Annotated in this window: 8 protein-coding genes; all 8 read right to left on the bottom strand. The window is 52.1% G+C overall.

Annotated features, from left to right (window positions below):
- Window positions 1-772: 772 nt before the first annotated feature.
- On the bottom strand, window positions 773-2,083 hold the full coding sequence (locus tag QZT18_RS22395) for an amidohydrolase (protein ID WP_294151741.1): 1,311 nt from the start codon (window positions 2,081-2,083) through the stop codon (window positions 773-775).
- A gap of 29 nt (window positions 2,084-2,112) precedes the next feature.
- Window positions 2,113-3,411 (bottom strand): chloride channel protein, encoded by a 1,299-nt coding sequence (locus tag QZT18_RS22390; RefSeq protein ID WP_294151738.1) that lies wholly within the window; start codon window positions 3,409-3,411, stop codon window positions 2,113-2,115.
- Between the two features lie 19 nt (window positions 3,412-3,430).
- Window positions 3,431-4,663, bottom strand: a complete 1,233-nt coding sequence (ilvA, locus tag QZT18_RS22385; protein ID WP_366925956.1) for a threonine ammonia-lyase — start codon at window positions 4,661-4,663, stop codon at window positions 3,431-3,433.
- A 38-nt stretch (window positions 4,664-4,701) separates the two neighbouring features.
- A complete protein-coding gene (ftsY, locus tag QZT18_RS22380) occupies window positions 4,702-5,646 on the bottom strand; it encodes a signal recognition particle-docking protein FtsY (RefSeq protein ID WP_125140494.1) in 945 nt (314 codons plus the stop codon).
- 58 nt (window positions 5,647-5,704) lie between these two features.
- On the bottom strand, window positions 5,705-9,265 hold the full coding sequence (gene smc, locus QZT18_RS22375; protein WP_294151729.1) for a chromosome segregation protein SMC: 3,561 nt from the start codon (window positions 9,263-9,265) through the stop codon (window positions 5,705-5,707).
- Between the two features lie 7 nt (window positions 9,266-9,272).
- Window positions 9,273-9,959, bottom strand: a complete 687-nt coding sequence (rnc, locus tag QZT18_RS22370) for a ribonuclease III (protein WP_294151727.1) — start codon at window positions 9,957-9,959, stop codon at window positions 9,273-9,275.
- A gap of 96 nt (window positions 9,960-10,055) precedes the next feature.
- Window positions 10,056-10,286, bottom strand: a complete 231-nt coding sequence (gene acpP, locus QZT18_RS22365) for an acyl carrier protein (RefSeq protein WP_227030001.1) — start codon at window positions 10,284-10,286, stop codon at window positions 10,056-10,058.
- 16 nt (window positions 10,287-10,302) lie between these two features.
- A complete protein-coding gene (plsX, locus tag QZT18_RS22360; protein WP_294151725.1) occupies window positions 10,303-11,322 on the bottom strand; it encodes a phosphate acyltransferase PlsX in 1,020 nt (339 codons plus the stop codon).
- Between the last annotated feature and the right edge of the window lie 349 nt (window positions 11,323-11,671).

Raw genomic sequence — 11,671 nt, 5'->3', positions numbered from 1 at the left:
GGAAAGTTTTCTCCTTCCTTCCCCGGGCAGGCTGTCGACGGGACTGAAGACTCAGGGAAGGTTGTTGCCCTGTCCGCCGGCTTCAGGGGCTGATTGTCTCTTCCGTCAAGTGCGGGGAAGGTATTGTCGCGGCCACTACGAAACTGCGGTACCTTTAACAGTTCAGACTCTTATGAATCACCGCATCGCGGTATACAAAAAACAGGATAAAATGTTGCTAAACGTTAAGTAATAAAGAGGCAGTGCCCCGGCATCCGAAGAGACGTAGTGGCCGCGACAATAGCCTCTTCCCTACTTGACGAAAGAGACAATCAGCCTCTGATAAGTCGGCGGACGGGGTATAGATACCCTTCCGGGATCTTCAGTCCCGTCAACAGCCTGCCCGAGGGGAGTTGGCGAGCCTGTTATTGTATGACGGAAGTATTCCGCGAGGCGTTTTGTGTGAGTGGAGCAAAGCGTAAGTCACAGAAAACCCGAGGATAACGGCGCGAAACGGTGGTTTGTACCGTTTCTGTGCATCGCGAAGCGTGTTGCTGGGCCCGGAGGGCACGGTAACAAAATTTCCGAAGGGGACATTGGAGCCCGCCGGTGCTTAGCGAGGTCCCTCACGAGCTTAGCATCCGCTGTGCGCTCCACAAGCGGGAGCGGGTCCCCGTAGGAATTTTTTCTCCCGGATTCCTCCCCACGACAACCTCCCAATCGGGACTGAAGACTCAGCCAACCATCCCCCTACCCCGTCCGCCGGCTTATCAGAGGCGTCCTCCTATCTCAACTAAATATAAGATTCCGCCGCTTTCCGGAAGCTCCCAATCCCATCCTCCAGCTCTTTCCGGATCTGCTTCAGATCGGCATGTACCAGCCGCTTTCCTCTTACCAGCACCTTTCCGCCGACCATCACCAGTTCCACATTGGATGCGTTGGCGGAGTAGACAAGCGCGGAGTATGGGTCGTAGCATGGGAACATGTTGACGGAGTCTGTTTCTACCAGGACCATGTCCGCCTTTTTTCCAGGTTCCAGGGAGCCCAGGACATGTTCCATGTGGAGGGTCTTTGCGCCTCCGGTCGTGGCGAGTTTTACGATCTCTTTTGCCGGGAAAAGACTTCTGTCGCGGTTTTCTGTTTTATGAAAGGAGGCAAACAGGCGCATCTGGGTGAAGAGGTCCAGGGTGTTGCCGGAGGAGGCTCCGTCCGTGCCGAGACCCACCGGGATCCTGGCTGCCAGAAGGTCTTTTACCGGGGCTACGCCCTTGCCCGCCTTGGTGTTGGAGCCGATACAGTGGCTGACCGTGGTTTTGCTCTCCGAAAGCAGGGCGATGTCGCGCTCCGTCAGATGGATGCAATGGGCCGCCAGGAGGTGGTCTCCCAGTATGCCGAGGGTGTTCAGGAACTCAATGGGCGTCTGGCCGTACTCGTCTTTGAAGTACTTTAATTCATAGTCCATCTCGCTGGCGTGGAGTGTGCAGAGCGTGTCGTATTTGAGCGCCGTTTCATATGCTTTTTTCAGCATCTTTGGGCTGTTCGTGTTGGTTGCGTGGGGGGCGATGATGGGAGTTACCAGTTCGCAGCCCTTCCACGTCTTAATGAATTCTTCCGCCAGCAGAAGGCCGCCGTACGGTTCTTCGCTGTCGCATGTCTTCTGGCCGATTACGGTCTCTCCCAGGACGCCGCGGATGCCGAGTTCCTCGCAGGCCTTCGCCACCTCGTCCTCAAAATAATACATGTCCGTAAAGGTGGTCACGCCCGCCAGGAGCATCTCACAGATTCCGTATCTGGCGGAGAGGGCTACGAGTTCCTTTGTCATGGCCTCATTCTCTAACGGAAACAGGAAACGGCGCAGACGGTCTGGGCAGTCGTCCCCCAGGCTGCGGAACGGCATCATCGGGACATGGCAGTGGGTATTAATAAAGCCGGGGAGGAGAATTCCTCCGCCGGCATCGATTATCTCATCCGCCTCGGGAAGAATTTCTTTCTCCTCTCCCAGCTCCTCAATTCTGCCGTCCCTTGTAAGGACGTAGCCGGGCGCGTAAAGGTGCATTTCCTCATCCATCGTGAGGACCGTTGCATTTCTAATCAAAATTTTCATTCCATGTACCTCTCTCCGTCACCCTGGCTCTATTCCTCAGGGGATGTGAAGTTCTTTCTCTGATATGGGATAAAGTCGTTGGTCTTGCGGTTGATATATTCTGTTTTCGTCTTGGAATAGACAAATTTCTGGCTGGAATACAGGCTGTAGTATCCGGACAGGGTAAAACTTACCGCGATTATCACAACAAAATACGGCATTGCCGAGTATCCGAACAGTTCAAGGCCCAAAAGCAGAGTCGTAATCGGACAGTTTGTCACGCCCACAAAGAGCGCAAGCATTCCGCTGGCCGCCATCAGCCCGTGGGGCTGGCCGGTCAGCATGGCAAAGGTGCAGCCAAAGGTCGCACCGATCGTCAGGGTCGGCACTATCTCGCCGCCCTTAAAGCCGGCTTCCAGCGTAACAGCGGTAAACAGGATTTTCCATAGGAAAGCGGTGTAATCCACTTCACCCTCAAAGCATTTTTCAATCAACTGGATGCCGCTTCCGTTGTAGTCGATGTTTCTGGACACCAGGGTCAGCACGATCACGAGAAGGCCGCCCATGGCAATCCTTTTTGCAGGCGACGGAAAGTGTTTGACGTACAGATGACCCGCGCCGTGAAGCACGATACAGAACAGCTCCGCAACAAGGGCGCAGAGAATTCCGAGAATCACAATCAGCACGCCCATTTTAAGGCCGAATTCCGGAACTGCCCCGATTGGAAACGCCTCCGGATGCAGACCGAGATATTTTGCCACCGCCGCCCCCAGGTACGCAGAAAAAATACAGGGGACCAACGCAGCGTAATACATGACGCCGATGCTGATGACTTCCATTGAAAATACGGCAGCCGCCACCGGCGTTCCGAACAGGGCGGCAAAGGCCCCGCTCATTCCGCACATGACGGCGATTTTTATATCTTTTTCATCCAGGCGGAGGGCTTTTCCTATCTGGTTTCCGATGCTTCCGCCCATCTGGAGGGCAGCTCCCTCCCTTCCGGAGGAACCGCCTGCAATGTGTGTCAGAAGAGTTCCGATGAAAACGGCGGGGGCCGTCCCAAAGGTAATCTCCGTTCCTGAATAAATGGACTCTATTACCATGTTGGTTCCACGGTTCTTATCCTCTTTCAGCAGATGATATACGCCGGTAATCAGAAGGCCGCAGACCGGGAGGAACAGAATCGTCCATGGGTGGCTTCTGAAATAGGCTGACACCCACAGAACGGCATGGCCGAAAGCCGTCCCCACCAGTCCCGTTACCAGTCCGATTATGACGGATATCGCACTCCACTTGACAAAATAATGAAGGTTTTTGCCAAGGGGTGTATTTTTATCAAATTGATACATACCATTTCCCTTTTCAGCGTTATGCTTCGTAAATTCCTTTTGATTTAACGAGTTTCGGGCGGTATCCGGCCGCTTTCAGCGCATCTACAATCCTTTCTTTGTGCTCTGTGCCAAATGCTTCCACGGTGATGCGCAGCTCCACTGCCGCGTTACGGTTTATGCTGACGAACTGGTTGTGCTCCAGTTTGATAACATTGCCCTGTTCCGCCGCCATTAGGGTGGAAACCTTAGCAAGCTCTCCCGGCTTGTCGGGAAGGAGTACGGAGACGGTGAAGATACGGTCTCTCTGGATCAGGCCGTGCTGTACAATGGAGGCCATTGTGATTACATCCATGTTTCCTCCGCTCAGGATGGAAACAATCTTTTTCTTGTTGACATTCAGGTGTTTTAAAGCCGCCACGGTCAGAAGGCCGGAATTTTCCACGATCATCTTGTGGTTCTCCACCATGTCCAGGAAGGCTACGATCAGTTCAGAATCCTCAATTGTGATAATCTTATCCACATTCTCCTGTATGTACGGAAGCAGAAGATCGCCCGGAGTCTGTACCGCCGTGCCGTCCGCGATGGTGTTCACGGAAGGAAGGGACACGATCTTGCCCGCTTTCAGGGATTCCTGCATACAGTTTGCGCCGGCCGGCTCCACTCCGATGATTTTGATCTTCGGGTTTAAGAGCTTTGCCAGTGTGGCCACGCCGGTGCAGAGACCGCCGCCGCCGATTGGCACCAGGATATAGTCGACCGTCGGAAGCTCTTTGATGATTTCCATGGCTATGGTTCCCTGTCCGGTCGCCACGTCCAGATCATTGAACGGATGGATGAATGTATAGCCGTGCTCGGCAGCCAGCTCATTGGCACGGGCCAGGGCCTCGTCAAACACGTCTCCGCACAGAACCACCTCGGCACCGTAACTTCTCGTCCTGTTCACCTTCATCAGAGGCGTTGTGGTAGGCATTACGATTACCGCCTTGATTCCCGCCAGCTTGGCCGCATAGGCGACTCCCTGGGCATGGTTGCCGGCGGAGGCCGTTATAAGCCCCTTGCTCTTTTCTTCTTCTGTCAGCGTGCTGATCTTATAGTATGCGCCGCGGACCTTGTAGGCTCCCGTATACTGCATATTTTCAGGTTTAAAGTAAACCTTATTTCCCGTCATGTTGGAAAAGTGCTCACTGTATACAAGCTTTGTCTCAGAGATAACTTTTGTGACGGCTTCCGTCGCTTCTTCGAATTTCTCCAGTGTCAGTTTCTCGTCCATTTCACTTTCTCCTCTTACTTCCTCTTCTAATTCCCCGTTCATTCCACTCTCTCCTCCGGCCGTTTAAATAACGCGTTTACAAAATCATTGGCATCAAATTTCTGCAAATCATCTATCTTTTCTCCGATTCCCACATACTTCACCGGTATTCCCAGTTCCGACTGGATTGCCACGGCGATTCCGCCCTTGGCCGTCCCGTCCAGCTTGGTCAGGATAATTCCGGTGATATCGGCCACTTCCATGAACTGTTTGGCCTGTGAGAGGGCGTTCTGGCCGGTGGTTCCGTCCAGCACGACAAGCGTCTCTCTGTATGCATCCGGGTATTCCTTGTCAATAATCCGGTTGATCTTTTTAAGCTCCTCCATCAGGTTCTTCTTGTTGTGGAGCCTGCCCGCGGTATCGCAGATCAGAACGTCCGCATTTCTCGACTTGGCCGCCGCAATTGCATCGAAAATAACGGCCGCCGGGTCGGAGCCCTCCTGCTGGGCAATCAGTTCCACGCCCGCCCGGTTGGACCATTCCGTAAGCTGCTCAATCGCCGCCGCACGGAAGGTGTCGGCCGCAGCCAGGATTACCTTTTTTCCCTGATCCTTTAACTGGCCCGCAAGCTTGCCGACCGATGTGGTCTTGCCTACGCCGTTTACGCCAATCACGAGAACAACGGACTTTCTATTCTCAAATTCATATGCATTCTCACCCAGATCCATCTGGCCTTTAATGCTGTTAATCAGAAGTTCCTTGCACTCCGACGGCTCCTTGATGTGGTTCTCCTTCACCTTCTGGCGCAGATCCTCCACAATTGCCATCGTTGTCTGGATTCCCAAATCTCCCATAATCAGGGTTTCTTCTATCTCCTCGTAAAAGTCGTCGTCGATCGCGGAAAAACCGCTGAAAATCGAATCAATTCCCGATACAATGGAATTCCTGGTCTTTGTAAGACCTTCCACCAGACGGCCAAAAAAGCCTTTCTTCCCTTCACTCATCTCCTGTTTCCTCCTCTATCTGCTCTTCCGGTTATGATTGGTCCTGGTCACTGTTATGTCATTGTTCCAGCTTATCCTCAATCAGGCTGACGGAAACCAGGGTCGAAACTCCCTTTTCCTGCATCGTGATGCCGTAGAGACGGTCCGAGGCAATCATGGTTCCCCTTCTGTGGGTGATGACGATAAACTGCGTGTATTTTGTAAGCTTGTGCAGGTAGCCTGCAAAACGGTCAACGTTGGAATCGTCGAGCGCCGCCTCGATCTCGTCCAGGAGACAGAAGGGCGACGGCTTCAGGTTCTGGATGGCGAACAGCAGGGCAATCGCGGTGAGCGCCTTCTCTCCGCCGGAAAGCTGCATCATATTCTGCAGTTTCTTGCCCGGAGGCTGTGAAATAATCTGAATTCCGGCTTCCAGGATGTCCTCGTCCTCCTGAAGCTCCAGGGCGCCGTGGCCGCCTCCGAACAGTTCTTTGAAGACCTTGTCGAACTCCTGTCTGATTTCCCGGAATTTTTCTTCGAACTGCCTGCGCATTCCCATGTCCAGTTCGTCGATAATCTTTAAGAGCGTCTCCTCCGCCGTGATCAGGTCGTCGTGCTGCGTTTTCATGAACTCATACCGTTCCGACACCTCTTTATAATCCTCGATGGCATTGACATTGACGTTTCCAAGCGCTTTGACCTGCGTCTTCAGTTTTTCAATCTGCTTTTTCATCTCGGAAACCGGACCCAGTTCCCCGTTCCTCAGCTTTTCAGCCGTGGACCATGTGAGTTCGTACTCATTCCACATGTAATTCGTCTGGTTTTCCATCCGCTCCGACAGTTTTTCCTTCTGGCTCTGGAGCCGGAATAAATCCCGGTCCAGAAGGTTCATCCGTTCGGACAGCTCTTCTTTTTTGTCAAAGAATGTTTTCTGTCTTCCCGTCTTCTCCTCTTTTTCCCTTACCTTCTCAGCCATGGACTGTTCCAGTTCAAGGGAATTTGTAAGAGTTTCCTCTATCTGCAGTTTCAGGGCCTCAATCTCCGCCTGTTTCGCTTCGATGGTCCGGCTGCTGTCGCTGCCGCCCTGCGCAAGTTCTTCTTTTTCAAGCTTCAGTCTGGAAATTTCATCACAGACGCGCTTTATGTTCTCCTGGATGAAGCTGTCCTGCTGTTTCACCTGGGCCGCTTTTAATTGTACGGCGGAAAGTTCCGATGCATTCGTCTCCCGCTCCGATTTGAGGATTTCCAGCTTTCCAGTATGCTCTTCCACTTCCCGGTTTTTAAGCTCCCCAAGTGCCATAAGGCGTTCGGATTCCCCTAAAAGCTGGGCACGGTTCTCCTTCAGCTCCTTTAACTGCTCCTCCAGCTCCCTGTTCTCGGCGACCAGATCCGCGGATGATTCCACAATCTCGCGCTTCTTTCCCTCCATTCTGGAAAGGTTCATCTGCGCCGTGTTCTCTTCAATGTATGCGGCCTGTTTCTCCGTCTTTACCTTCTCCAGGGCTTCTTTTGTCTCAGCCAGGACTCCCTCATTTAAAACCAGGTCCTTCTGTATCTCGTCCACCATGACCAGGGCTTTTCTGCACTTTTCTTCCAGCTCCTCTATCTCTCTTCTGCGTCCCAGAAGATTGCTGCTGTTCTTGAAAGCGCCTCCCGTCATCGAACCTCCGGCGTTTAAGAGTTCTCCTTCCAGGGTGACGATTCTCAGGGAGTATCTGTATTTCTTCGCCAGTGCGATGGCATTGTCGATGTGGTCGACCACAACGACGCGGCCTAACAGGTAGCCTGCCAGTCCTTCATATTGTCTGTCTACCGTCACCAGTTCATTCGCGAGGCCTAAAACGCCTTTTTCCTTCAGGGCGCCTTCCTGGTTAAAAGTTCCCCTGTTCGAGACGCTGGTGAGCGGAAGAAAGGTAGCCCTGCCGTATTTATTCTTTTTCAGATATTCGATGAGCTGCTTGGCCGTCTGTTCCGAATCGGTGACAATGTTCTGGATGCTGCCGCCGAGGGCCGTCTCAATCGCTATCTCATATTCTTTAGTCGTGGAAATAAGGTCGGCCACAACGCCGTGGATTCCGTAGATGCGGTCCCTGACCTCCATGACGCGGCGTATGCTGTTGCCGTAGCCGTCGTACCGTTCCGCCAGGTTCTTGAGCGATTCCATCTTCGTGTAGCTCGTATGATATTCCTGCTGGGTGGAATTCAAGTTTCTGCCGAGGCGTTTCACTTCCTCGTCGGCCGCCGCTGCCTCCGCCGTCAGGGTATTCTCCCTTTCATTAAGCTCTGAAAGCCTGGCTTCTATCGCCTTAAGCTTTGCCTCCTCTTCCTTCAGGGCCTCGTCCTGTACGGATTCGTCGCTCTTAAACTTCAGGAGCTTCTGAGTGACCTCCGCCCTGCGGACATCCACCTGTTCCAGCATTGTCTCATAGCGCTGCTGTCTGGCGGCCAGCCCGGCTTTTTCATTCAGGGCGCGGATAATCTCCGCCTTAGCCTCCTCTATCATCGTTTCAAGGGACTGCAGCTCCCCGTCTTTATCGGCCAGGGCCTGTTCCGCCGCAGCCAGGCTTTCCGTCACTTCTTCAATTCTCCGCGACAGTTCCGCCCGCTCTTTTTCGTATTCTTCTCTGCCTTTATCCCTCTGGGCAATCTCGCCGTCTATCGAACTTACACGGTTTTTAATATGTTCCTCATTCATCCGCTCCGTGTTGATCTGCTCGCCCAGAACCCGGATCCGGCCATCTAAGCTTTCCCTCGTCAGTCCGGCCCGGTTCAGGGCGTCCCGTCGTTCCGAAATCAGTTCTTCCAGCCCTTCCACCGTCCGGCTGAGTTCATCGTACTCAGCCTTCAGCCTGGCCGACTCGCTCCTTACCGTCTCCAAATCTCCTGTTACAACGGTTTCCCGCGTCTCTATCTCCTTGAGCTGACCCTTCAGAGCTTCCGTCTCGTTTAAGAACAGGTTGGCATCGTAGGTTTTTAAACTTTCCTTTAAGCGCAGGTATTCCCTGGCGGCTTCCGACTGCTTTGCAAGGGGGCCGACCTGTTTTTCCAGCTCCGACAGAATATCGGAAACGCGGACCAGGTTCTGCTTCTCGTCCTCCAGTTTCTTCTGGGCGATCAGCTTTCTGCGCTTAAACTTGACGATACCGGCGGCCTCGTCAAAGAGTTCGCGCCTCTCCTCCGGCTTTCCGCTCAGAATCTTATCAATCTGGCCCTGTCCGATAATGGAATAGCCCTCTTTGCCGATTCCCGTGTCGTAAAAAAGCTCGTTGATGTCCTTCAGACGGCAGGAACTGCCGTTTATCTTGTATTCACTCTCACCGGAACGGTAAAGACGCCTTGAAATCGTGACCTCGTCAAAGCTGATCGGCAGCTTGTGATCCGAATTGTCCAGCGTGATTGCCACATAGGCAAAGCCCTGAGGTTTGCGCATCTGTGTTCCGGAGAAAATGACGTCCTGCATCGAGCCGCCCCTGAGCTGCTTGATTCGCTGTTCTCCGAGAACCCAGCGGACCGCGTCGGCGACATTGCTCTTGCCGCTGCCGTTCGGCCCTACGATACCCGTGATACCGTTATGAAATTCAAACAGGATTTTATTTGCAAATGACTTAAATCCCTGGATCTCAATACTTTTTAAATACATACTCCACCTATGATTTCTTAATTTTTAGTATACCGCGGTAGGCGGCAAGCTGTTCCGCCGCTTTTTTCGTCCTTCCGGTGCCGCGTCCTATCTCTTTCTCGCCGATTATAGCCGCGACCTCAAAAAGCTTATTGTGATCCGGGCCTTCCTCCCTCAGAAGCTGATAACTGAGCCCGTCCTCAAACTGGCTCTGCACAATCTCCTGCAAGATAGTCTTGCTATCATAAAAGAGCTTTTTGTGTTCCATGTCATTCAGGATGAATTTGTGAATAAACTCTTTTGCACTAGCAAAACCACCGTCCAGGTAAATAGCCCCGATCAGGGCCTCCATCGCATCGGAAACAACGGAATTCCGGTTCCGTCCGCCTGTCGCCTCCTCCCCTTTTCCAAGAAGCAGATATTTTCCCAGTGTCAGTTCCTCCGCACAGTAGGCAAGAGTCGGTTCGCAGACCATGCTGGCCCTCGTCTTTGTCAAGTCTCCCTCGGGCATGTCCGGGAATTTGTGAAACAGAAAGTCGCTGGACACAATTTCCAGCACGGCGTCTCCGAGAAATTCCAGGCGCTCATTGCACTCCAGCTTGCTCTTGTGGCATTCATTGGCGTAGGAGCTGTGGGTCATGGCCCGTGTGAGAAGCTCCGGATCGCGGAACTTATAGCCTGTCTTTTCTTCCAGTTCTAACAGTTTTTTATCCATAATTTTCCTTATTTTTCCTTTCCGCCCGGCATATCGGGCTGTATTTATATATGATGGAAGCAGCCCTGTCCCCAGGGCTGCTCCGGCAATCCTTTATTAATTTAAGGCATTCTTAATCTGATCTACTGCATCTCCGACCGTTACAATCTTCTCTGCGGCTTCCGTCGGAATCTCAATATCGAACTCTTCCTCGATACCCATGATAATCTGAAAGATGTCAAGTGAATCTGCCCCCAGATCGTCAACGAATGTGGTTCCCAGCGTGATGTCGTCCGGCTCCGTATTTAATACCTCTGCAATGATTTGCTGTAATTTCTCAAATTCCATAGTCTTCCTTCCTCTCTCACCTTTCTTCTGATTGCCCTTCCATCGGGAAGAGGCTCTCTTTAATTTTTTCGTTTATTCCCTGCTCTTTAAATGTGACGCATTGAATAATGGAATTACATACTTCGGTTCGTTTTGAACTGCCGTGTGTTTTCACAACCAGGCCGTTCAGCCCCAGAAGAGGCGCTCCGCCATACTGGCTGGCATCAAAACTTTTCAGTGTTTCCTTCAGGGCCGGTTTTACAAGCAGGGCTCCGATTTTAGAACGCAGGCTGGTCATCATTCCCGCTTTTACTTTGGATATGAGTGTCGCCCCTACACCTTCGTACAGTTTAAGAATGACATTGCCGGTGAACGCTTCCGCCACAATGACGTCGGCTCCTCCGTGAGGGATTTCCCGGGCCTCTATGCTGCCGGTAAAATTGATGTCACCGCATTCTTTCAAAAGCGGAAATGTTTCTTTTACCAGGGCATTGCCCTTCTCTTCCTCAGCTCCGATGTTTACGATTGCCACGCGCGGATTCTTAATTCCCATTGCATGTTCCATATAAACGGAACCCATCTTTGCAAACTGCACGAGATGGGACGGCCTTGCATCCACGTTGGCGCCGCAGTCGATCAGCAGTGATACTCCGTTTTCCGTGGGAATAAGAGGAGCCAGAGGAGGACGTTCCACTCCCTTGATTCTTCCTACAATCACCTGTCCGCCCACCAGAACCGCTCCCGAACTTCCGGCCGAGACAATGGCGTCCGCTTCACCGTGGCGTACCATGTTCATTCCGACCACGATGGAGGAATCCTTCTTCTTCCGGATGGCATTCACCGGCGGTTCCTCGGTCTCAATCACTTCGGTTGCATTTACAATTTCAATCTGATCAGTATTATATGTATGCTTCTCTAATTCAGACGATACACGTTCCTGCTGACCGACCAGAAGAATTTTTATGTCTTTTCTGGTGTTCGCTGCCATAACGGCTCCGGCGACGATTTCCCCTGGTGCGTTGTCACCGCCCATTGCATCTACCGCTACTCTTATCATATCCTATTTCTCCTTTGCAGCCGCATTCCCTGTTTCAGTGTGAAAGCATACGCCTTTTCCTACCTACCAAGAATGCCACAATCTATAAAATAATATACTAAATATCATTCTATAAATCAATATGATTTTTTCATATAAAGGCTTTTCCCTGCCATTCACACCGGAAGTATCCCGGGAGGCGTTTTAATGGATGCGCCGCAAAGTTCTTTTATGCTGTTCACCGTAAGCTCCCGCAGCGGCACGGGAGCTTCCAGCTTTTTCCAGCTTATGTTATATCATATAATGGTTTTCATGTAAATAGGGATTTAATTGAGGAATGAGAACGCCGCCGGGACGGTCGGGGTTCGGG

This window comes from uncultured Clostridium sp. (assembly GCF_900547735.1).
In the GTDB taxonomy this organism is placed as follows: domain Bacteria; phylum Bacillota; class Clostridia; order Lachnospirales; family Lachnospiraceae; genus Otoolea.
This window is presented reverse-complemented; position numbering and strand designations above follow the sequence as displayed.